The 24300-nt window shown below is 45.2% G+C and carries 15 protein-coding genes and 1 pseudogene; all 16 read left to right on the top strand.

Going from position 1 to position 24300, the window contains the following annotated elements; translation table 11 throughout:
- On the top strand, window positions 1-177 hold a 177-nt coding region (locus GXO74_04345; protein NOZ60891.1), incomplete at its 5' end, for an NADP-dependent phosphogluconate dehydrogenase.
- Window positions 178-445: 268 nt separating this feature from the next.
- A complete protein-coding gene (locus GXO74_04350; GenBank protein ID NOZ60892.1) occupies window positions 446-1210 on the top strand; it encodes a glucose 1-dehydrogenase in 765 nt (254 codons plus the stop codon).
- Between the two features lie 23 nt (window positions 1211-1233).
- The gene (locus tag GXO74_04355; GenBank protein NOZ60893.1) at window positions 1234-2499 is read left to right on the top strand and encodes a DUF2088 domain-containing protein; all 1266 of its coding nucleotides are present in this window, start codon (window positions 1234-1236) and stop codon (window positions 2497-2499) included.
- A 92-nt stretch (window positions 2500-2591) separates the two neighbouring features.
- Window positions 2592-3669, top strand: a pseudogene (locus tag GXO74_04360) (sugar kinase).
- 397 nt (window positions 3670-4066) lie between these two features.
- Window positions 4067-5164 carry a membrane dipeptidase gene (locus tag GXO74_04365; GenBank protein ID NOZ60894.1) on the top strand — a complete coding sequence of 366 codons (1098 nt, stop codon included), beginning with the start codon at window positions 4067-4069 and terminating at the stop codon, window positions 5162-5164.
- A 149-nt stretch (window positions 5165-5313) separates the two neighbouring features.
- Entirely contained in the window at window positions 5314-6312 is a 999-nt protein-coding gene (locus tag GXO74_04370; protein ID NOZ60895.1) for a serine protease, read from the top strand.
- A 222-nt stretch (window positions 6313-6534) separates the two neighbouring features.
- A complete protein-coding gene (locus GXO74_04375; GenBank protein ID NOZ60896.1) occupies window positions 6535-7599 on the top strand; it encodes a glucose-1-phosphate thymidylyltransferase in 1065 nt (354 codons plus the stop codon).
- A gap of 10 nt (window positions 7600-7609) precedes the next feature.
- Window positions 7610-8914, top strand: a complete 1305-nt coding sequence (locus tag GXO74_04380) for a glycosyltransferase family 4 protein (GenBank protein NOZ60897.1) — start codon at window positions 7610-7612, stop codon at window positions 8912-8914.
- Window positions 8915-9146: 232 nt separating this feature from the next.
- The gene (locus tag GXO74_04385) at window positions 9147-11456 is read left to right on the top strand and encodes a M23 family metallopeptidase (protein NOZ60898.1); all 2310 of its coding nucleotides are present in this window, start codon (window positions 9147-9149) and stop codon (window positions 11454-11456) included.
- 453 nt (window positions 11457-11909) lie between these two features.
- On the top strand, window positions 11910-14918 hold the full coding sequence (locus GXO74_04390) for a TonB-dependent receptor (GenBank protein ID NOZ60899.1): 3009 nt from the start codon (window positions 11910-11912) through the stop codon (window positions 14916-14918).
- 104 nt (window positions 14919-15022) lie between these two features.
- The gene (locus tag GXO74_04395) at window positions 15023-18184 is read left to right on the top strand and encodes a hypothetical protein (protein NOZ60900.1); all 3162 of its coding nucleotides are present in this window, start codon (window positions 15023-15025) and stop codon (window positions 18182-18184) included.
- A 51-nt stretch (window positions 18185-18235) separates the two neighbouring features.
- Window positions 18236-19288 (top strand): PorV/PorQ family protein, encoded by a 1053-nt coding sequence (locus GXO74_04400; GenBank protein NOZ60901.1) that lies wholly within the window; start codon window positions 18236-18238, stop codon window positions 19286-19288.
- A 189-nt stretch (window positions 19289-19477) separates the two neighbouring features.
- Window positions 19478-20770 carry a bifunctional folylpolyglutamate synthase/dihydrofolate synthase gene (locus tag GXO74_04405; GenBank protein ID NOZ60902.1) on the top strand — a complete coding sequence of 431 codons (1293 nt, stop codon included), beginning with the start codon at window positions 19478-19480 and terminating at the stop codon, window positions 20768-20770.
- A 460-nt stretch (window positions 20771-21230) separates the two neighbouring features.
- Window positions 21231-22328 carry a sn-glycerol-3-phosphate ABC transporter ATP-binding protein UgpC gene (gene ugpC / locus GXO74_04410; GenBank protein NOZ60903.1) on the top strand — a complete coding sequence of 366 codons (1098 nt, stop codon included), beginning with the start codon at window positions 21231-21233 and terminating at the stop codon, window positions 22326-22328.
- Between the two features lie 280 nt (window positions 22329-22608).
- The gene (locus tag GXO74_04415) at window positions 22609-23856 is read left to right on the top strand and encodes a transcription termination factor Rho (protein NOZ60904.1); all 1248 of its coding nucleotides are present in this window, start codon (window positions 22609-22611) and stop codon (window positions 23854-23856) included.
- A 117-nt stretch (window positions 23857-23973) separates the two neighbouring features.
- Window positions 23974-24204, top strand: a complete 231-nt coding sequence (rpmE, locus tag GXO74_04420) for a 50S ribosomal protein L31 (GenBank protein NOZ60905.1) — start codon at window positions 23974-23976, stop codon at window positions 24202-24204.
- Window positions 24205-24300: the final 96 nt, after the last annotated feature.

A 24300-nucleotide genomic window follows, 5' to 3' on the forward strand; every position in this document is an offset into this window, starting at 1 on the left:
GGCATTCCTGTTCCAGCTTTGAGTAGCGCATTGTCCTATTTTGACAGCTATCGCAGTGAACAGCTGCCGGCAAATCTGCTGCAGGCGCAGCGCGACTATTTCGGCGCGCATACGTTTGAACGACTGGATCAGCCGAGAGGCATGTTTTTTCATCATCAATGGGGGGGAAATAATTAGCCACGAAGACGCCAGGTCTAATATTTTAAACAGAATAGCAATGAAAGGCAATAAAAGCCTTACGGCTTAATTCCGAAATTGGGATGGAGTTAAGGCGTCAGCCTTTTAAAAACAATAATCTTATGCCTATCATTCGATTTTTACTAGTCATTCATATTATTTTCAGTAGAAAATTTGAATTGAACATTCAAAAAATAAAAAACAATTTTGGAACTTTGAGTCTTCGAGACTTGGAGACACAAGTTTAAAAAGTTTTTGAGAGGTAAATATGGAAAGATTTTCATTGGAAAATAAAATTGCACTGGTTACGGGAGCCAGCCGGGGGCTGGGACGCGCTATTGCCCTGGGCTACGCCCAGGCAGGCGCAGATTTGGTTCTGATTTCCCGCGGAGAAAATGCATTGCACCAAGTCGAAAAAGAGATTCGGGAACTCGGGCGCAGGGCATTTGTCTTTCCGACTGATTTGCTGGCGACAGAAAAAATCCCGGCACTTTTTCAGCAAATCGTTGAACAGGTGAAAAGTGTGGACATTTTGGTCAACGTCGCGGGCACTGTTCACCGCCAGGCAGCGGTAGATTTTCCGCTCTCTGAGTGGAAAAAAATTTTCGAGTTGAATGTCACAGCGCCATTTGTGCTCAGTCAGGAATTTGCGAAACATTGCATTGCGAAAAATAAATCCGGGAAAATTATTTACATCGCTTCTCTTCTGAGCGAACGAGGCCGGGAATCGATTCCCGCGTACACAGCCAGCAAAGGCGCGATTCGCCAGCTCACTCAAGCTCTGGCTGTCGAGTGGGCGCCGCACAAAATCAATGTGAATGCTATTGGGCCTGGCTATTTTGAAACAGAATTGACAAAACCACTGATTGAGGATGAAAAAGTTAACCGCTGGGTGCTGGAAAAAACGCCGCTACATCGTTGGGGACAACCTGACGATCTTGTTGGGACGGCGATTTTTCTGGCAGCGCCGGCGTCGGATTTCATCACCGGACAGGTCATTTACGTGGACGGTGGCTGGCTGGCAGCGATTTAGTGATAGTGAAGCGGAGAAAAGTGATGCAATTAGGGAAAGGAAAAAAGGAAGCGCCGCTTGAAAAGACGGAGATTGTTGAAATTTTTTCATCGGCTGCCTCCTCTGGGGATTTTGAAGGAAAGAAAATTTTAGTCATCGTCCCAGACACGACACGCAGCGCGCCAATGAATGAATTGTTTCCGATTTTTTTCGATTCGGTAAATCGTCTCGTTAGGAAAATTGATGTGATGATTGCTCTGGGAACACATCCGGAAATGCCAGAAGATCAGATTTTGCGCCATTTGGGGATTCCCGAAGCGGATCGCAGCACCAACTACGCCGATGTCAGATTTTTTAATCATCAGTGGAAAAATAAGGACGATCTGGCATCAATCGGCGCGATTTCCGAAGATGAAATGGAAGAAATTAGCCGCGGTTTGCTGCGCGAAAAAGTGGAAGTGACGATCAACAAAAAGATTTTTGATTATGATGTGTTGGTGATTATCGGGCCTACTTTTCCGCATGAAGTAGTGGGATTTTCCGGTGGAAATAAATATTTTTTCCCTGGAATTTCCGGCAAAGAAATGATCGACAGTTTTCACTGGCTGGGCGCGCTGATCACGAATCCTGTGATTAACGGAACAAAATACACGCCGGTGCGGGAAGTGATTGATCGCGCAGCAGCGATGATTCCAAGAGAAAAACGTTGTTTTAGTCTGGTAGTCAAAAATCACCGCGTGCACGGAATTTATTTCGGTGCGCCTGAAGAAGCATTTTCTGCGGCAGCGGATTTGTCGCGCGAGTTGAATATTGTTTTTAAAAAACAGCCGTTTCAAAAAGTTCTCTCTTGCGCTCCGGAAATGTATTCGGATTTGTGGACTGCCGGAAAGTGCATGTACAAAATCGAGCCTGTGGTCGCCGATGGCGGCGAATTGATCATTTACGCGCCGCACATAAAACAGGTATCTCAGACTCACGGCGCGGAAATTGAAAAAATCGGTTATCATGTGCGCGATTATTTTGTGAAACAGTGGGAAAAATTTCGGCATGTCGGCGGCGGTGTGCTGGCTCATTCCACCCATGTACGGGGAATTGGAAAATTTAAAAAAGGGAAAGAATTGCCTCGCATTCAGGTGACTCTGGCGACACAGATTCCCGAGGAAATTTGCCGAAAAATAAATTTGGGTTACCGCGATCCGAAAACGATTAATGTCGAAGAATGGGTAAATCGTGAAGATGAAGGAATTTTGTACGTCCCTGAGGCAGGAGAAATTTTGTACCGATTGGAGAATGATCCGTTCAGACATTAATAAAAGTTAAAAGTGCAGACTTGCGGAAGATTAAAAGAAGCGCATTCTGAATCAAAATGAGTAACCAAATAAAAATGTGAAAGGGAACGAAAATGGCGAAGTTGAATGTCAGAAAAGATGCTTGTGATCTGGATTTTCTTTCACTCGGCGCACTTGTGCACAGACTCGATCCCGGAGTAGTGCCTTTTCGGAAGGCGAGAAATTTACAGGTTCATGTTTCCGGCGGCGAATACAATGTTGCGGCAAATCTTTCTGATTGTTTCGGATTGAATACCGGCATCGCCACTGCCATGGTGGACTATCCCATTGGCGAATTGGTGCAAAATCGCGTCCGAGAGATGGGAGTGAAACCTTTCTACAAATTTTTCGAGCACGATGGCGTGCGAGGTCCCAATATCGCCACGGTGTACAGCGATTGCGGCTTTGGGGTCAGGCCCCCGGTTGTTTTCTACAACCGGTCCAATGAAGCCGGGGCTTTGTTGAAATCAGGCGATTTTGATTGGGACGAAATTTTTGGCAGAGGCGTGCGCTGGTTCCATTCCGGTGGGATTTTCGCAGCTCTGTCCGAGACAACTTCCGATGTTATTATTGAAGGAATGAAAGCAGCGCAAAAATACGGAGCGATCACTTCCTTTGATTTGAATTATCGCGCGAAATTGTGGCAACCAATCGGCGGACTGGAAAAAGCGCAAAGCGTACTGCATCGTGGACCATGTGGATGTGCTGCTTGGCAATGAAGAAGATTTGCAATTAGGCCTTGGCATTCCTGGCCCTGAAGTAGCAGCAGAATCTAAATTCGATACGTCCAACTTTTTTGAAATGATCGCGCGTGTGATTAAAAAATTTCCCGACGTGAAAATGGTCGCCACCACGCTCAGGGAAGTTGTCTCTGCAAACATGCATAACTGGGGCGCGGTTCTCTGGTACGACGGTGAAAAATATGAAACTCCCAAAGCCGAACTCCACGTCCTCGATCGCATCGGCGGCGGCGATGGCTTTGCTTCGGGTCTGATTTACGGACTGATCACCGGAAGAAATTCGGAAGAAGCGTTGCGCCTCGGCTGGGCTCACGGCGCGCTGTTGACGACTTATCCGGGCGATACGACAATGGCAAAATTGGAAGAAGTGGAGATTTTCGCAAAAGGCGGGTCCGCACGAGTACAGCGGTGATTTTGAAAAAATTTTACGTTTTGTTTTGAGAGTTGGCGTGCAGCAGATACTGGAATTCCGTTGTGCGCCTTTTTAGTTATCAAGAATGATGGTATAAATTTTAATTTTTAATGAGTAGAATGATTGTTCATTTTGTTCGAAATTTAATAGGTTGATTAATATAGAACGCGGATTGACGCGGATTAAACGGATTTGCGCTGATATTTAAATGATTAATCCGCTAAAATTTCCCATCAAAGTCAATAAAAAACTCTTTCACTTCAAAATCACAACACCTCTCATTATTATTATTTTCAAAAATATTCAAATCAAAGCTTGACATTAATCTGATAAATAATTATTTTACAGAAGGAAAGAAACGAGAAAAATTTGCGCCAATCTCAGCGAAGGAAAAATCATGCCAGATTTGAGCCAGATACCTGTGTGCGATATGCACTGCGATACTGCTTTTGAAATATTGGCCGGAAAATCGCTTGCGACGGAGGATTGTCAGGTGAATCTTCCTGCTATGAAGAGAGCAAATGTGAAAATACAGGTATTTGCCTGTTACATTTCGCCGATGACTTCCAAAGGCGCGCGGTTTCCGATGTTGATGAACATGATTGCGGCGTTCAAAAAAGAAATTGAAAAATATCCTGAAGAAATAACTCTTTGCACAGATAGCTCGCAAATTGAATCGGCAATGGCGTCCGGAAAGATTGCGGCGATTCTCGCTGTGGAAAATGGCATGGCGGTGGAGAATAATGTCTATAATTTGCAGACGATTTACGAGGCGGGCGTACGACTGATGACAATTGTACACTCGGTTTCCAGCGACTGGGCGATTTCTTCCAATGACAAAAATCCGGCGTTTGACGGTTTGACTGAAAACGGCGCGAAGATGATCGCGCAAATGAATCGGTTGGGGATGATCGTCGATGTTTCTCACGCGCACGAAAAAACTGTGACGCAAGTGCTGCAAATCAGCGAGAAACCAATTGTTGCTTCTCATTCTTGCGCGGCTACGATTTGTCCGGTGCCGAGAAATTTGACTGATGACCAAATTCGGCAAATTGCCACGCGCGGCGGCATGGTCGGAGTTAATTTTTTCCCGGGATTTTTGGATCATGAATATTGGCAGACCTTACTGGAAAATTGCGGCGATCTGTTTGAAAAATTGGACGAAATGGAAGTTCAGGCGCAAGGCGATGCGAAGAAGATTTCCGATGCGTTTCAGGAATATCGCGAGGAATTCAGGCGGGAAATGGCGGGAAAAAATGTAACGCTGAACGCTGTGATCGATCACGTGGAACACATCCGGGCTCTTGTCGGCGACGATGCGGTTGGTTTTGGCTCGGATTTTGACGGCGTGCCGGCGTTGCCCGAAGGAATAAATTCTGTGGCGGATTTTCACACATTGCGGGAGCGAATGGTTGAGCGAGGAATTTCCGGCGAAACGCTGGAAAAGATTTCCTACAAGAATTTTCTGCGCGTCTTTCGGACTGCTGTCGGATGATTTCAGGCTAAAATTTAATGAAGTTGCCAATTTTGCCCTAAAAAAATAATGGCACAAAAATATGAATTAATGAGTTAAAATTATCAAGCTCTTGGCACCTGCGTTTTCCCACGCTCATTTTTCACGAACCCGCTCGAGGAGGCGAGTTTATGACCAGATTAAAAATAGCTATATCCTTTTTGCTTGCTTTTTTACTTTTTTCCTGTATGAACTTTACCAGACATAAAATTACTCCGACACAAATCAATTTGTCCGAGCGCCGTCTGAATCGATTAGAAAAAATTCAGCGCACCATGGTAAAAATAGTTTGTTCAGCCTATTATGAAAATTACTACTATTTGGTTCCGTCTCCGAAAAACAAAAATGCCAGTCTGGAAGATTTGCTTTACAAGAAACAGCTCACGACAAATTCCGTCTCCGGCAGCGCCCTGATTTTGAACCGCAACCCGAGCAATATTTTACTGCTCAGCGCCTATCACATTTTCGATTTTCCGGACACGGTTCGCGTTTTTTACAAAGACGAGAATGGCAATGCCACCGCAAATTTGCAATCCGTCTCCATTAAATACGACCAGCGCATTTTTATCACGCATCATGACGGCACGCGGAGCTTGGGGCATCTGTTCAGTTCTGAACAGCGCAACGACATTGCGCTGTTAGAGACGAAAGCCGCGGAAAATCAGTTGCTGGAAAACTCATTCACCGCGCCCTTTGCACAAGAAAGTGATTTGAAATTTGGCAAAGAAGCCTATCTCATCGGCTATCCCAAGGGATTTTTGTTCATTTCGCGGGGACTGATCAGTCCGTCGCCTTATCCGAATAAATTTATGGTTTCTGCGGCATTTAATCGCGGTTTTTCCGGCGGGATTGTGCTGGCGTTTAAGGAAGGGAAAGATTCTTACGTTTATTTGGGAATGGCAAATTCCATGGCTTATGATTCCCAAATAGTTTTAGTGCCGGATGAGACGCTTCCACGTTTGGATAATTTCAGAGATTTCCCCTACACAGACAATGCGTACGTCAAAGAACTAAAGATGGTCAATTATGGTTTGACTTTTGCCATTAAAGCAAATATAATTGCCAATTTTTTGGAACAGGAAAGGGAACGGCTGCGACGGCGCGGATTTGTTTTACCGAACAAATTGTAGCTCACAACTTTGTCTCAAAATGCAACGACATTTTCCCGCCGACACATTTTCCTTTCACTGACGAGGGTTAAGGCGCTGAAAATCGCGGCGGAATTTTTTGCCTGATTTTTGCAACATTTCTCGTTCAAATTGAGACGTAGCAAACAAATCTGATTGACGAAAACGTCAGATGTGAATTTTGAAGTAGCAAATTGAGAAAATTTTATCAGAGGACGGAATTTTATGAAAGCATTAATTACCAGCGGCGGCAAAGGAACTCGGCTCAGACCGCTCACTCACACGCAAAACAAACATCTGATTCCCATTGCCAATAAACCAATTCTGCACTATGCCATTGAAACAGTGGCAGCGGCGGGAATTAAGGAGATCGGCATCACTACCAACGCGGATAGCGACGAAGTCCCGCGTTCGATTGGCGACGGCAGTCAATGGGGAGTAAAAATAACCTACATTCCGCAGGAGTCACCACTCGGACTGGCGCATGTGATCAAAATCGCGGAAGATTTCATCGGAAAAGAACCGTTTATTTTTTACCTGGGTGACAACATGGTTGTTGGCGGCGTAAAAAGATTTGTTGACGCCTTTGAGAAGGATCACGTAAATTGCTACCTCACTTTAGCGAAAGTCAAAGACCCTGAGCGATTCGGAGTGCCGGAAATTGTTGATAATCGCATCATTTCCGTGGAAGAAAAGCCCAAAAATCCGAAAAGCCATTTTGCCGTTGCCGGAATTTATATTTACGATCACCATGTTTTTGAAGCAGTGAATAATATCGAACCCAGCGCGCGCGGTGAGTTGGAAATTTCAGACGCGCACCAGTATCTGATCGATCACGGTCATCAGGTTGGTTTTTCTGAAATTACCGGTTGGTGGAAAGACACGGGGAAACCCATCGATTTATTGGAGGCGAATCGGCTGGTGCTGGAACACACCAAGCCGGAAATCAAAGGGGTAATCAACGGAAAATCTTCGCTGGCAGGAAATGTGTCCGTCGGCAAAGGCTCAAAAATTATCAACAGCAACATCCGCGGGCCCGTTGTGGTCGGCGAAAACACAGTGATCGAAAATAGTTACATTGGTCCTTTTACTTCCATTCAAAACGACTGCTACATTCGCAACAGCGAGATCGAGTACTCCATTGTTTTAAACAAATGCAAAGTGCTCGACATCGGCATTCGCATCGAAAGCAGTCTGTTGGGCACTGATGTGGAAATTGTGAAATCTGAAAATAAGCCTTCCACGCATCGATTTTTCATCGGAGACCAGAGTCGAATAGAATTGGTTTGACAGAAAACGAATGAAAAAAGTTCTCTTTATTTGCTACTATTTTCCTCCCATGGGCATGGGCGGAACTCAGCGCGCGGCAAAATTTGTCAAATATCTGCCTCAGTTCGGCTGGGAGCCTATTGTTTTGACGGTGAAAGATGTTCACTACTACGCCACGGATGAGACTTTGTTGGACGACATCCGTGGCAGGGAAATCATTCGCACCGAGTCGCTCGATCCGCTGCGGTTGTGGGCGAAATTTAGAAAAAGCAACTCGGAGCAAAATTCCTCTCCCGTGAAAAAATCTCTCCTGCAAAAAATTTTGCTGCTGACTAACCGCATCGTCTCCGGCTGGTTGTTCGTGCCGGACGCTAAACTTCTGTGGCTGCCGTTCGTGCTGTGGCAGGGGGTAAAAATAATCAAAAAGGAGCAAATTCAGATCATTTTCACCACTTCGCCGCCTCATTCTGCCCATCTCATCGGAGTTGTGCTCAAATGGCTCACTGGAGTGAAATTTGTCGCAGATTTTCGTGATGACTGGACTGGCGGAGAGAGTCAGCTAAATCCGACCTTTATTCATAATTTCATTAATCATTGGCAAGAGAAAATTGTGTTGAAAAACGCTGATCGCGTGGTTGCCATGTGCGACCAGCTTTCTCTTTCTCTGAAAGGAAAAAGCGGGAAACAATTTTCCGGCGAAAAATTTGTTACGATTACTAACGGCTATGATCCCGATGATTTTTCCGGCTTGCTAAATCTGATGCAAAATGAAAAATTCACCATCACTCACTGCGGCTCTATCAGTCGGGTGAGCGATCCGGCGGTTTTTTTGCGTGCCGTGCGAGAGCTTTTTATTGAAAAGCCTGATTTGAAGCAAAAAATGAAAATACAATTCTTCGGCAGTGATATTTTTGGAAAATTGCCGCTTTTGCTGAGGGAACTTGATCTGAACGAAATTGTCCCGCCACTGCGCTATTTGTCCCACCGCGAAGCCATCGAACAGATGATGAAATCGCACGTTTTGCTGCTGACAATTATCAAACACAGCGAAGAAGAAGTCATCACCAGCAAAGTGTTTGAATATCTGGCAACCGGAAAACCGATCTTGCTCATCACTCGCGGTGGCGCTGTGGCAGATTTAATCCGGCGCACCCATCGCGGCGTTGTCGTCAATCCTGACGATGGCGCGGAGATCAAAAAGGCGATTCTTTTATTCTATGAACAGTTTGAAAGCGGAAAGCTAATTCCTGCTCCTCCTCTTGCCATGCCTGAATTTGACAGAAGATTGCTCTCTGAACAATTAGCAACATTGTTTTACAGGTCGTCCGAAAAATAGAGAATGCAAATTTGCATTCCCTACTTATAGACATTTTCAAAAACAACAACGCGACATAATGTGAAAATTTATTGCTGAACGTGCTTTTTAGGCGGATTACATCTTCATGACATCTTTCCGTAAAAATGCTGCTAATATCTTCGACTTTTTCTTGACTTTCAGCCTTGATATTTGTATAATATGAACAATAGAATTACCTCTAATCCAAAATACTAAAATAAGGTAAAATCCGATGTCCCGTTTTCGTTTTTGCGTGTTCTTTTTGATTTTCATTTTTCTGCCCAATCTGTCTTCAGCACAAAACTACCTCTGGCCTACTGATGCCAGTCATTATTTGACATCTTCATTTGCAGAATATCGCCCGGGACATTTCCATGCCGGCATTGACATTAAAACCTGGGGCAAGGAAGGCTACAAAGTGTTTGCTGTTCGCGACGGTTACATCTGGCAAATCCGGGTTTCGCCTTACGGTTACGGCAAAGTGATTTATCAAAAATTAGACACCGGAGAAATTGCCTTGTATGCGCATCTCAGTCGATTCAACGATGAGTTGCAGCGGCTTGCCAAGCGGGAACAGAAACGTCGCGGGGAATATCGCATATCAAAATATTTGAATGCTTCGCAGTTTCCCGTTAAAAAAGGCGACATCATTGGCTACACCGGCTCTACTGGCATTGGCTATCCGCACCTACATTTTGAGCTTCGCGACAGGCAAAATCGGCCGATTAATCCATTTACGCGCGGCTACCGAGTGAAAGATCGCGTTAGACCTCACGCCGCGGCGATTGGTTTTATTCCTCTGGAAAGTCGCGCCCGAATAAATGGCGACGCCGTGCCGCTCATTCTACCGCTGAGACAAAACGACAGCGGGCAAATAGAAATCAACAATCCGCTGATTCTTTCCGGGAAAATCGGATTAGCGATTCAATGCTGGGATCAGGCGAACGATGTGCCCAATAAATTTTCCGCCTACCGATTGCGGCTTTACGTGGACGGCGATCTGAAATTTGCCGCACGCTACAGTCGGTTTTCTTATGCCGAGACGCATTTCATTGATTTTGATCGGAATTATCGGCTGCGAAAACGCGGCATCGGCTTGTTTCAAAATTTATTTAAAAACAAACACAATCCGATGAAATTTTATCAACCGCCGGGGCAGGAAATTGGCGTTTTACAGTGCAGGCCGAATGCTGTCGATACAACTCGCCGCGCGGGAATTCTCCCAAGGGGAAAACATTCGTTCACTGTTGAAATTAGTGATTTTTGGGGCAACACGACGGTGATTTCCGGGAATTTTATTGTTGAATATAAAAAAACTCTCAGCGCCCATTTCATGCTGGCGAAAGACACTTTGACTGTCCAAAAGCTACAGGATCAATTCGGGACGCCGGTGGCCGATCCCGAGGCGTGGATTTTTAGCAAGGATTTTCCCAATTGGCATAAAGCGGAAATTGGCTCCAACAGGGCGAATCCGGATGATGGCGGTGAATTTGTTCCTTTCGTTTTGTACCCGGTAACGCAAAAATCGCTGATTAAAATTTCAGCCGTCGATTCCTTCGGAGTAAATAGTTTCCCCTTGTTTTATGTGCCGGGCTGGAAGTTTGACTTTCGGCCTTCGTCGGTCCTGGTGCATCTGGAAAAAGATTTCTACGACGACTATATTCGATTTGACTTGACGGCGAAAAACGGGATTATGCACACGCCGCAGATGATAATCTACCAACAGGGGAACTCGCGCGAGCGCATTCCGCTCGTCCAAAAAGAGTTGAATGAATTCATTGGCGTGTATCAAATGAAAACTTCGCTCAGCGGAGAATTGACTGTGGACGTCAGCGGTTACGATCAAAACATGGCTCCGGTAACTTATCAGGAAAGATTTTCTCTTCAGCCGATTTTGCCTGATCGCGGCGGCGAAGTCGTCAGTAACGATGAGAAATGTCGATTGGTTTTCCAAAAAAATGATGTGTACGACCCGCTTTTTTTGCGCATGAGTCAACGCGATTCTGTGCCGGAAAGTTCGGAATTGTTATTGAGCAAATTGTACGAATTTTATCCACAGGATGTGCTGCTCAAAGGCAGCGCGCATCTGACATTGAACTATCCGGTTAATGACTCGTTGCCGGGGAAATTGGCGATTTACGGCTTTTATGGCAAGTCCTGGGGATTTGTGGATAACAAAATCGATACTGTTGCGACGACAATTTCCGCGAATATCGGCGGACTGGGCGCCTTTGCTTTGTTGAGGGATACTGTGTCGCCTGAAGTCTATATTTATCCGCCGCGACTTGTCGCCGGAAGCGGGAGCAAAATATACACTTTCAGAGCCAAAATTACCGATAAACTTTCCGGAATTGCCAATGAAAGATCAATTCGCATGTTGATTGACAATAAGAAGGTGATTGCCGAATACGATCCGGAAAAGAAAACAATCGTTTATCAGAATGAGAAACCTTTCTCCGCTGGCAGGCACGAGGTCAAAGTACGCGCAATTGATCGCAGTGGCAATTTGACCACTCGCCGCAAAAGTTTTATTGTCAAGTAAATTAAAGCAAATTATTCGTCCTGACGACGTCTGATTAGTGTGGACACGTGTAACATATTATTAAAAAAGAGGTTAACTGTTAAAATCTTTAGTGACTAAAGTTTTATTCCCAAAAGTCTTCGCGGACGGCGTTAGCGGATTTGTTAAAAAAAATTCATCATTTGAATAAAAATTCTTGACATTTTCATTTTTTTAATTTATAATGAAGTAAGGACGCAGAAGTAAGCGCTTCATGGGGCCATGTAAGTTCGCTTTCTGTTGTAAATATAAAAAGCCATAAACGGCAGGGGCCAGTTGTCGTTTATGGCTATCATGTCATTCAGCAAAAATAAACTGCTCGGGGCATTTTATTGCCCGGAGAGGCAGTGCTATTTTTGCTGCAATCTATTACGTTGGACATTCAAAAAAGTTTCAAAATAATGTCATTTCAACTAACTCAGGGAGGATGAGAAATTGCGGTACCCAAAATTTTTTCTCGGTTTAGCTGTCACTCTGATGGCAATAGCCATACTCAGTACCTCTACGGTTTTTGGCGGAACCACCGGAAAGGTTGCTGGCATCGTCAAAGATGCTGAGACAGGCGACCCTCTCCCCGGCGCCAACATAATTTTGGAGCGTACAACATTGGGAAGCGCCACAGATGTGGACGGCTACTATTTTATCATCAATGTGCCCCCGGGTCGCTACACTCTGAGAGCGACCATGATGGGGTACAAAACCCAAAAAGTTAAAATTCAGATCAATGTTGATCTGACAACAAAAATTAACTTTTCCCTTACTCCGACGGTTATGGATCTGGGCACTTCCGTCGTGGTGACAGCGGAAAGGCCGCTGATTGAGCCAGAGGTGACCAGCAAGCGCGCCACGGTGACAGCGGATATGATCGAAAATATGCCTGTCCGCAGCGTGCAGGACATCATGGCGCTGCAATCCGGTGTAATTATGATGGAACAGGGCAACAAAATCGCCGGATTCGAGACGCGCGGTATCGATCAAGTGCACGTCCGTGGCGGTCGAAGCGGAGAAATCGCCTACATGGTGGACGGAATGTACGTGGAAGACGCCATTTATGCGGGCATGGGAACCAGTGTCAACCGGGAGGCAATTCAAGAGTTGACCACAATTATCGGCGCTTTCGACGCGGAATACGGCGAAGCCCAATCCGCTGTGGTGAACATTGTCACTAAAGAGGGCGCGTCAAGTTACCACATGTCTCTGGAGTACAATACCAGCGAAATCACGGGACTGATTTCTGCCGCCGACGACGTGCGAAATGCGCACCAGATCATCGGTTCTTTTGGCGGTCCAATCCCGTTAATTAAAAATATGAGTTTTTTCCTTTCCGGCGAACAGAGTTACGGCGCTTATTCATCTTACGAGTTTGACAACCACGTTTACGATCCAACGCCGATAAAAGATATTATTAACAACCCCAATGATCCGCGCTATCAAAAGATTGCGGATCAAATCGAAAAAGGCATCATTACAGAAGTTGATAACATTAAACAATTGCGCAACAACAACGACTATTACTATGTCGGCGATGTTTTGCGTGAGTGGAGCACCGGCGCCTGGCGCAAGGCGTGGCGCTATCGTTCTGACTGGGACAATGATGGTTTTAATGAACTCATTGCCTGGGATAATTTCGCCGGCTGGAAAGGATTGGGGTGGAGAAAAAATTGGGATTTCTCCGGAAAACTTTCCTGGCGCGTCTCTCCGAACATCAAAATTATGATTCCGTTGCGCATGAATAGACGCGTGCAACAATCCTGGCAAGCAGGCTGGCAATACGCCATGCAAGGTCGGGATGTGTTAGATGACCGCACGGATCAACAGACTTTTATTTTTACTCATCAATTGTCACCAAAATTGTTTTATGAAATTCGCGCTTCGCGATTTTTCAAAGGACGCTCTTATACGATTCATGGCATTAACGGACATCGCTTAACGCCCGGACACGCGGATGAATTTTCCGATGCCTATCGCATTTTTTACGATGATCCGTCAATCAGCGTGGATTTTGGTCCGCAAGAGTATCCAACACGAATTTCCAACAATGGATTTTATGTTCCGATGACATTTGTGCGCTACGATACGATGACCGACGGCCGTGTGCGCCAAATTTATCGCGGCGCCGCCGAGCAGTATTGGAATTCCAACTTTCAGCAATCGATGCAATTTAAAGCCGATGTTACCTGGCAAGCGCATCGCTACCATCAGTTCAAAATGGGCGCGGAATACAAAACATTCGGCTGGGGTAATAAGCTGTTTGGCAAGGATGTCGGCGGAATTCGCTTTCTGGAATACCAGTATCCCTGGACGCGCGGATACCCGTCCTTTTATCACCTGAAGCCCGAAGAAGCGGCGGCGTACATTCAGGATAAAATGGATTTCAAAAATTTTATCGTGAATTTGGGCGTTCGTGTGGATTACGCAAATTCCAAAGGGAAAGCCTGGAAAGACTGGCAAGATCCGACCTCAGGCGTAGAGCAGGGCAAAAGAAAATATCAAATCAGCCCCCGCATCGGTGTAGGCCATCCGATTACGGATCGCGCCACTTTTCATTTTAATTACGGACATTTCTTTCAGGTGCCGGATTACCGCGATTTGTACACCAACCAGAATCTCGATTTGAACGCACCATCGCCATTCTTTGGCTGGGCGCACATGGACGCGCAGCGTACGATTTCGTACGAGATGGGCGTGGATTATCAATTCAGCGATTTCTGGAAATTTACCGTCGCGGCCTGGGCAAAAGAAAACAACGGCAATGCCGGAAGTTTTCGCATCACTGGGTTTGATCCCGATAGTCTGGGAGGTTATTCTTACGGTATTATCACTAACAATGATTTTGGAAGCTCCAAAGGTATCGACCTTTCTGTTGAAAAGCGACCCAGTGATAATTATTTTCTCGAGTTGCAATATACATATTCCGTTGCTAAAGCAAATCAATACTATTCCTGGGCCGGGTACTGGGAAGGCAATACTGCGGAAAGCAGAGCAAAGAAAGAATACCTTTACCGATATGATACTCCCCATCTGTTGACAGGGATGTTCGGTTTTCAGTTTACCAAAGGCCAAGGTCCCACATTGTTTGGGTTCAAAGTTTTGGAAAATTTCCTGATGCAGTTCAACATGCGAATCCGCAGCGGTTATCCTTACACACCATCGGTAGGCGGACAGGGGCTGGAACCGAATACTGCTCGTCGGCCCATGGTATACAATATTGACGCCGTATTTCGCAGGGATTTCTATTTCGGCAATTCCATTCGTGCCGGCTTCATTGCTCGCATTACTAATCTGTTCAATATCAGAAACGTATTGCAAGTTTACTCTGAAACTGGCAGCCCGTCAGAACCGAATCCTGGCTACAGCAAAACGAACTACAGCACAAATTGGGATACGCCGTGGCATTGGAGCCAGGGAAGGCGCATCGATTTCGGGCTCAGGATGGAATTTTAAACCATTCATTTCAGCAAAGGTGTGAAATTGAACCCAGGAAAAAGAAATTTTTCAAAGCTGGACTAAATGAAAAAATTGCTTCATTATTCTGGAGGACATGTTAAATGAAAAGGCTCATTTTCTACGGCATCGTCGCGACCGCTCTAATTTTGATGTTATTTTCCTCGATGTATGCCGCAGATATCAATAAAAAAGCGACTCGTAAATTGGCAAAAACTGCCAAAACGATTGATCAGGCGGTAGGACTATTAGATGCAGGAAAATTGCAGCACACTGTGTTTAACGACGGTCGTCTGGCGACCTGGGCTTATCGTCCGAAAGTACCTTCTGTGTTTTACAAAGGGTGGTCTTATATCCCGGATTTGAATATGATGATTGGCGTACCGGAAGATTCTGCGTGGACGCCCTATACTGTAGATATTGCAACCGGGCAACCCAAATTAAAAGGGCCTTCTGTTTCCGCGACTTTTGCCGGCGGCGATTGGGGACCAAAAGCGGGATCGTACGGCGGACTTCATTCCGGCGATATGACATTCGGCGATGTGCTTACCGGAACGACGTTAGGCGATTATCCGCTGATGGCGACCAGTGTTTATCCCACAAGTTGGCCCAAAAATAGTGACGGCTACCCTTTTTGGCCCGGCCTATGGGCGGTGGATCCTAATACCGGAATTGTTGCGATCGATTCGGTGCCGGCAAACGAATTTGATTTCAATAACGTGACGCGCCCCTGGATATATTGCCCTACTTCCGATGACACGATTTTAGTAGGCAAGTTTTTCTCCGACAAAGAAGTTTTCTTTAGCATGACGGACTATGATAAAAACAATCAGGGTCTAGTCTACGCAGAGAGCGACGGGGATACAACGCAGGGGTACGCATTGAATATTCAACTGGACATCTCCGGTTTGTGTTATGGGCGTTCTTATGCAGAAGACATTATCTTTTTCCCCATGCAAATTATCAACAACAGCACTCACGACTACCATGATGTCTATGTCGGATTTTACAATGATTCCGATGTTCCGGAATATAATCTGACTTCCACATTAAATGACCGTATGGACTGGATGACTTTTCTCAAGAGCGAGTACGATGTGGAAAATGACACCACATATCAGTACAACATGGCGTATATTTACGATTACCGCTACGGGACAGGAGATTTTCCCGGTCCGGAATATAAAGTCATCCCGGCATTGAAAATTTTGGAAACGCCGCCTGCGCCGCGTGACATCGATCTTGACGGCGATGGCCTGACTGATATTTACGAAGGAGATCAATTGGGTATCACCGGTTGGCACTGGTTTGAGTGGGAGCAACGTCCGGGACAGGTGGATAATACGCGGCTGGAACTCATCAGCTACAAAATTTTGGCCGGCGACACCACCGATATTTTGCCGGAGGAAGACAATGCCTATTTTTGGCCTTCGCCTAACGGAAAACTAAATCCCCATTTTGATTCTCCTGAGGGCATCAAAGAAATGTTTCCCGATGGTACGGACTGCGTTTTTATTATGAGCTCCGGGCCTTTTGATATTGCGGCGGGCGACACAACGACTTTCTCGTTCGCGCTGGTCATGGGCGACGATACAAATGACGTTAAATTTAACGCCCGCACCGCTCAGTTCATGTATGAATTGAATTATCAGGGCGCAGATCCGCCGCCGACGCCGACGGTTCAGGCTGTTGCCGGAGACGGGGAAGTGACTCTCTACTGGAATGATGCTGCGGAAAAAGCAGTCGATTTGATGACGGCTTACCATGACTTCGAGGGCTATAAAATTTACCGTACGACGTCCAACCCGGTAAATAATGAATGGGGAGACAAAATTTATGACGGCAACGGACTGGAAGTCGGTTTTGTTCCGTTGGCGCAATACGATTTGAACAACAGTATTTCAGGATTGGACCCGGTATATCCGCATTTGAACCTGGGAACTAACAACGGAATAGTTCACATGTTCGTTGACAAAAATGTGACTGACGGCGTGACATATTGGTACACAGTCACTGCTTACGACCGGGGTGTGCCTCAGGATCCTGACTTGAATCCCGACAACTGGGCGCCGCTGAATTATCTCGAATGTTCCAAAGGAACCAATCCCAGCGCCTCGCCGAATCTGGTGATGGTCGTTCCCGGGAAAACCGCTTCCAATTTGGTGCAGTCTGATGTGAAAATTCAGCCGCTTCCCGGCACTTACGCCAATAATGATCTTGCAGCGCTAATTGTTGATCCCTACGCAATTACCGGCCACTCTTATTTAATTTCATTTGACGACACCACGTCGACGAGCACGACGTACAGTTTGTTGGACGAGGTGACCGGAAGCTATCTCGTCGAAAATTCGCCGAGTATCCACGGACAGGAATCGCCGATCATTGATGGCATGATTTTGACCATCAACCAGAAATTTGACGCGATTGGCTTTGATCCGGATTCTGTCGAATGGTATCACGGCTCTCCGGGTACGCCTTCAAATTGTAATTGGCAGTTTTCCGGTTCCTACATTACGAAAGAGCATTTTGATTACGAAATCCGTTTCACAGAAGAACCGGATACGGCATTTTTTCCGCCGACGCTTGTGGTGCCATTTGAAATCTGGAACATTACTTTGAATCAAAAGGCGAGATTTGCCCAATATCCGCCGCCAAATCCGGCAGATACAACGGAGGAGATGAAAAATTCATTTACCGACGGCGATGAATTTACCTTACAGGAGACCATTAACGGCAGGATGTCTTTTACGGTAAAACTTAAATTATTCAAACCGCCGCTAAACATGATTATTGACACGACTTTTGTCACGGCAGACAGCATGGTATTTGACACCACTTACACGGACACCAGTGTCGCGCCTGTCACCGGCGATGTTTTGCAACTCATTACCGGAAAGCCGTTTAAAGGCAGCCGTGATTTCTTCCGCATCAACACCGCGCCGTACATGACAAGAGAGGTGACAGATGATGACATGGACAAAATTAAAGTTGTCCCGAATCCTTACATGGTGTCTGCGGAATGGGAGTTAGACCCGTACGTCAAACAATTGCAATTCACTAATTTGCCTGCAGAGTGCGATATCCACATTTACACTCTCAGCGGTGAGCGCGTAATCAGTCTGCATCACAAAAATGATGTCGAAGGATGGGAATATTGGAATATGCTGTCTTTCAATCAGCAGGAAGTGGCTTATGGCTGTTACGTTTATGTGGTTGAAACGCCGTCAGGGAAAAAGAAAATTGGTAAATTCGTCATACTCAGATAAGTGAATTGGAGTTTTGAAAAAATAAAATTGTCAATCAAGGAGATAATAAAAATGAAAAGAGTCATGATATTTCTCTTCATCGTTGTCTTTGTCGGCGCATTGCAGGTCTGGTCGCAAGACATCAGCCGGGTTGGTACGGCAGCGGGACAATTTTTGAAATTGGGCGTGGGCGCTCGAACCGGCGCTCTCGGAGAAGCTGCGGTCACTATCCCCGGCGAGGTCACCGGTTTGTACTGGAACCCGGGAACGATCGCGACAATCGATCACACGGCAATGGCTTTTTCCAGAAATGAGCTTTACGCCGACATGTCGTATAATTTTATCGGCGTTGTTCAGCCATTGGGCGGAGGCAATGCAATCGGAGTAAGTGCAATTTTTCTCAATACCGGCGATATGGAAATTACCACGCTGGCGCATCCGGAAGGTACTGAGACTTATTTTAATTGGCAAGCTTATTGCTTCGGTTTGACTTACAGCCGCTACGTGACTGATCGTTTGAGTCTCGGCGGAACGATTAAATACATTCGCGAAGGAGCTTATCATCTGCAAGCTCATACTATTGCCATCGATTTGGGATCGTTATTGGATACTGGCATTTTGGGAATGAAAATGGGAATGACGCTGAGCAATTTCGGAAGCGACATGCGTCTGGAAGGTCCGAGTCTCAGAGTGTCCCACGACCGCTGGCCCACTAGGCCCGGAACGCTGCCCGTAGATGCGTATTTAAAGACGGAAAAGTATCCACTGCCGCTGATGTTTCGCCTGGGATTGTCAATGGAACTCATCGGCGCACAGGGACAAATCAGTTCCAGCGAGACCAGCCGCTTGTTCGTAGCCGCGGACGTCTATGATCCGAATGACGCTTTAATGCGATCCAATTTCGGGATTGAATATGCGTGGAAGGACATGTTCTATCTCCGCGCCGGATATCGCGGCTTGGCGGTTGAAAAGGATGAATACAAATCCTACAACACCGCCAGCTATACTTTCGGCGGCGGTCTGGCGTACGATTTGAAGTTCGCCAGCTTTCGCGTTGACTACGCATTCACTGATTTCCAATTGCTGGGATCCGGGCACTTGTTCACATTGGTGTTGGGATTTTAAATGAAGTAAATCCGCAGTTTGTATAGCGACAAAGCCTCCGGAAAAGAATCTCCCTTCCGGGGGCTTTTTTTACACGAAAAGGAAAAAGTGCTTGCAAAAAAGAAAATTATGTATTATTTTTACAACCAATTTTGATATTGTTGGTTATTTATTTGACTTTGGACGAAATTTCAATCATCGGGACAATCCATGCGAATAAGCGTCGAAAAAACAATGAATTACGCTCAAGCCGTTGACTATCTTTTTAGCCTGACGAGTCTCGGATGGAAATTGGGACTGAACAAAATAAGATCTCTTTTGAAAGAACTCGATAATCCCCATGAAAAATATCGTGTGATTCATGTCGGCGGCACAAACGGCAAAGGGTCCACCTCCAGTATGTTGGCTTCTATTTTACAGCAATCTGGTTATCGCACCGGTTTGTTTACGTCGCCGCATCTGATTCGCGTGGGTGAGCGAATTAAGATTGATGGACTACCGATTTCCAGGGAAGACCTTGTTTTTTATATTGAAAAATTAAAGCCCCTGTTCACAAAATACAAGTGCACTTTTTTTGAGGCGTTGACGGCCATCGGATTTACCTATTTTGCAGATCAAAAAGTTGAAGTGGCAGTGATTGAAGTCGGCCTCGGCGGGAGGTTGGATGCGACCAATGTGGTAAATCCGCTGCTGAGCATCATCACCAATGTTAATTTTGACCACATGAAACAATTGGGCTACGACCGAAAAAGCATTGCGCGCGAAAAAGCCGGCATCATCAAAGAAAATTCCATTTGCATCACCAACAACAAATACCAGAGTGTGGCGCGAGTGTTTGCAGAAGCGGGTCTGCGAAAAAATACGAAATTGATTTCTTTGAGTGAACTTATGCGCGTAAATAACGCTGTTTACGGAGAAGAAGAAACTGTCTTTGATCTGGCAATAAACGGTTCATTTTTTCCGAGATTGAGATTGTCGCTCTTAGGTCCCCATCAGGTGGAGAACGCGGCGCTGGCAGTGACGGCAGCAAAGATTTTGCAGGAACGATTTTTGCCTTTGAAAAACGATGATATTTATGCCGGTCTGGCGCAAGTGAATTGGCCTGGTCGGTTGCAACTTATCTCGAAAAAGCCGCGCCTGTTAGCCGATGTCGCGCACAACCCGGATGGCGCGCGGGCTCTTGCCAAATCCGTTCAGAAAATATTTCATTATCGCCGTTTGTATCTTTTGATGGGGGTCATGCGCGACAAGGAATATGAAAAGATGATAAAACGGTTGGCGCCGATGGTGCATTGTTTTATCGCGGTGAGCCCGGATTATTACCGTAGTCTGGTGGCGAAAAAGCTTGCCCAATCCGCGCGGAAATATTGTCGGCAGGTAAAAAGTTTTGGTCAAGTTTTCCAAGGCATAGATTATGCATTGAAGCAAGCAAAGGAGGATGATTTAATAGTTTGCACCGGGTCGCATTTTACTATCGGCGAAGTCTTGCAGTATTTTGAGTAAATTTTTTAAAAAAAACTTGACAATAATGAAAATTTTTAATAGATTTAGGCGTTCAACTCTCCTTGTTGATAAAAGTGCTTTTCGCTAAGCTCCCAAGACCCTCGGTGGTATAATCCTTGAAAAATGAAAGAAATCGTTGAGGCGCTATCGAAGTTTTTTCACTCATGGTTGCAAAAAATTTGAAACGTCAAAGTTTTCTTTTTATTCTTGAGTTTAGGCATGATTCGTGTGAGTCGATGAGTTTAATCTAAAAAGGTAAAAACAGCTATTTTAGGCAAAAATGGCGCACAAAAGAAAATTGTTTTTATTGGAGTTGTTTTATTCCATCCGTTGACTTCTTTAAAAAGTACCTGGTTTTTGACCAAACTCATCGATACGTGTTGAAAAAAATACTTACATCAGCGGGTAATTTTTTAAGCAAAACGCTCGTTTGAAAATTTGAAACAAATGAGGGAAGGCAATGGCTCAGGTCAAATTAGAGCATGTCAGCAAAATTTTTGACAAGAATGTTCTCGCGGTGAACGATGTAAACGTTGAAGTTCACGATAAGGAATTTATGGTTTTGGTTGGCCCGTCCGGCTGCGGCAAATCGACAACGTTGCGGATGATTGCCGGTTTGGAAGATGTGAGCAAAGGGAAAATTTACATCGGAAATCGCGCGGTAAACGATGTTCCGCCCAAGGATCGGGATATTGCAATGGTGTTTCAAAATTACGCGCTGTACCCGCACATGACCGTATTTCAGAACATGGCGTTTGGCCTCAAATTGAGGAAATTTCCGAAAAATGAGATTGAAGGACGAGTGCGCGAAGCGGCTGAAATTTTGGAAATAACTGAATTGTTAGCTCGAAAGCCCAAAGCGCTTTCCGGCGGGCAAAGGCAGCGAGTGGCGGTCGGCCGGGCGATTGTTCGCAAACCCAAAGTTTTTTTGTTTGACGAGCCTCTTTCCAACCTCGACGCCAAACTCCGCGTTCAGATGCGAACGGAAATTTCCAAATTGCACAATCGGTTGGAAACGACGATGATTTACGTGACCCACGATCAGATGGAAGCGATGACTATGGGCGACCGGATTGTTGTCATGAAGGACGGAATCGTTCATCAGATAGACACGCCGCTGAATTTGTACGATCTTCCGGTCAATAAATTTGTCGCTGGTTTTATCGGCAGTCCTGCGATGAATTTTTTGTCGGGAACTTTAAGACGCCACAATGGTTTGATTTTCGACGAAGGGAACATTCAATTAGCTATCCCGGAAATTTATCGGGACAAATTAGCTAATTTTATCGACAAAGAAATCATTCTTGGTATTCGCCCCGAGGACATCAACGACGCTCACTTCGCCGAACTTATAAAATATCCCGCTCCGGTAGAAACTTTGCTGGAGGTCATCGAGCCGATGGGGAATGAATTTTTCCTTTACTTAAATACAGGAAATCACCAACTCATCGCCAGAATTAATGAAAAAAACGAACTGGCTGTGGGTAAGAATGCCAAACTTGTTTTTAAGATGGAAAAGGCGCATTTTTTTGACCCGGAGACGGAGAAAAGACTATAATTACTTTTCTGCTATCAAATAGGTGACACGCAAGCATTTCTCCGAATAACACATAATAACCTCAATCGAATCCCGAATTTGTGAAAAAGATTCAGCGTGATTTCGACTCAGTTTTGTCGGGAAATTTTATTGCTAACGTAAGATTCCCTGACTATTTATCGATTGACATTGTGAAATCGGCGAGCCATGTTGCTGATATCGACTACGACCTATCACTGACAAAAGGAATTCAGTTTTGGTTAAGAATATATTTACGAATTTATAAAAAAAGGATCTAAAGATGGATATTGCAGAATTAAAAGCTTTGAAAATCTCTGAATTGACGAAAGTGGCGCAAGATTTGAACATCACGGGTTCCAGCGGGATGAAAAAACAGGAGCTCATTTTCAAAATTCTTGAAGAACAAACAAAACAGGAAGGCCTGATTTTCGCGGAAGGCGTGCTGGAAATTTTACCCGACGGGTACGGATTCTTGCGTTCGCCGGATTACAATTATTTGCCGGGGCCTGACGATATTTACGTTTCTCCTTCACAGATCAAACGCTTCGGAATGAAAACAGGCGATACTGTTTCCGGACAAATCCGACCACCCAAAGAAAATGAAAGATTCTTTGCCCTGTTGAAGGTCGAGGCAATAAACTATGAAAATCCGGAAGAAGCGAAAAGCAAAATACTTTTTGACAACCTGACGCCGCTCTATCCTAACGAGCGTTTTAATCTTGAGTTTTCAGCTACAAATTTTTCGACTCGCATCATGAATTTATTAACGCCCATCGGAAAAGGCCAGCGCGGGCTCATTGTCGCCCAACCAAAAACCGGCAAAACCATGCTTTTACAAGCCATCGCGAACGCTATTACAACAAATCATCCGGAAGTCAAATTGATCGTGCTGCTGATTGACGAGAGACCGGAAGAAGTGACTGACATGGAGCGGTCAGTGGAAGCCGAAGTTGTCAGTTCTACTTTTGATGAACCTGCCGAGCGGCATGTGCAAGTTTCGGAAATGGTGCTCGACAAAGCCAAACGATTAATTGAGTACCAGCAGGATGTCGTGATTTTATTGGACAGCATCACTCGTTTGGCGCGCGCTTACAACGCCGTGGTTCCGCACAGCGGCAAAATTCTCTCCGGCGGTGTGGACGCCAACGCGTTGCACAAGCCGAAAAGATTTTTCGGCGCGGCGCGGAACATTGAAGAAGGCGGTAGCCTGACGATTATTGCGACGGCGTTGATTGATACCGGCAGTCGCATGGACGAAGTTATTTTTGAAGAATTTAAGGGAACAGGCAATATGGAATTAGTACTCGATCGCAATTTGGCAGACAGACGCATTTTTCCCGCAATTGACATCAACAAATCCGGCACGAGAAAAGAAGAATTGCTATTAACGCCGAAAGAATTGAATCGCGTCTGGATTTTGCGCAAGTTGTTGAGCGAATTTAATCCCATGGAAGCTATCGAATTTATCATCGAACGAATGCGCGCGACCAAATCCAATAAAAAGTTTTTGGAACTTATGAACTCGTAATTTCGTTTTTTTTCTTGCATTACAGGGAAAATATTCTTATATTTGGTGCTGTTAATTGCGCCAAAGACAATAACATGAGATTTAACTAAAATAAATTGTGTGAGGAGGTTGATTCTTTTGAAACCGAAAATTCATCCGGAATACAAAGTGGGGACGGTGACTTGCGCCTGTGGCAATTCATTCCAGGTTCGTTCCACCAAAGGGGACATGCATTTGGAAATTTGCTCTAGTTGTCATCCGTTTTTTACCGGCAAACAGAAATTAGTTGACTCTGCCGGACGCGTAGAAAAATTTATGAGAAAGTATGGATTGAATAAAGAAGCTGACAAAAATCCCCAGAACTCATAGTTATCTCAGCTTTGAAATAGGCGGAATACGATCTGATCTTGTTTTTTGGATCAGCTATTCCGTTTTTTTATTTCCAAATGAAAATGGCGACTATTT

This window comes from Calditrichota bacterium (genome assembly GCA_013152715.1).
GTDB lineage: Bacteria > Zhuqueibacterota > Zhuqueibacteria > Thermofontimicrobiales > Thermofontimicrobiaceae > 4484-87.

Excerpts from the sequence above, each read along its gene's own strand:
- ugpC (NOZ60903.1), top strand. The coding sequence starts at position 21,231 with ATGGCTCAGGTCAAATTAGAGCATGTCAGCAAAATTTTTGACAAGAAT.
- GXO74_04380 (NOZ60897.1), top strand. The coding sequence starts at position 7,610 with ATGAAAAAAGTTCTCTTTATTTGCTACTATTTTCCTCCCATGGGCATG.
- GXO74_04355 (NOZ60893.1), top strand. The coding sequence starts at position 1,234 with ATGCAATTAGGGAAAGGAAAAAAGGAAGCGCCGCTTGAAAAGACGGAG.
- GXO74_04405 (NOZ60902.1), top strand. The coding sequence starts at position 19,478 with ATGCGAATAAGCGTCGAAAAAACAATGAATTACGCTCAAGCCGTTGAC.
- GXO74_04365 (NOZ60894.1), top strand. The coding sequence starts at position 4,067 with ATGCCAGATTTGAGCCAGATACCTGTGTGCGATATGCACTGCGATACT.
- GXO74_04400 (NOZ60901.1), top strand. The coding sequence starts at position 18,236 with ATGAAAAGAGTCATGATATTTCTCTTCATCGTTGTCTTTGTCGGCGCA.
- GXO74_04370 (NOZ60895.1), top strand. The coding sequence starts at position 5,314 with ATGACCAGATTAAAAATAGCTATATCCTTTTTGCTTGCTTTTTTACTT.
- GXO74_04415 (NOZ60904.1), top strand. The coding sequence starts at position 22,609 with ATGGATATTGCAGAATTAAAAGCTTTGAAAATCTCTGAATTGACGAAA.
- GXO74_04395 (NOZ60900.1), top strand. The coding sequence starts at position 15,023 with ATGAAAAGGCTCATTTTCTACGGCATCGTCGCGACCGCTCTAATTTTG.
- GXO74_04350 (NOZ60892.1), top strand. The coding sequence starts at position 446 with ATGGAAAGATTTTCATTGGAAAATAAAATTGCACTGGTTACGGGAGCC.
- GXO74_04375 (NOZ60896.1), top strand. The coding sequence starts at position 6,535 with ATGAAAGCATTAATTACCAGCGGCGGCAAAGGAACTCGGCTCAGACCG.
- GXO74_04385 (NOZ60898.1), top strand. The coding sequence starts at position 9,147 with ATGTCCCGTTTTCGTTTTTGCGTGTTCTTTTTGATTTTCATTTTTCTG.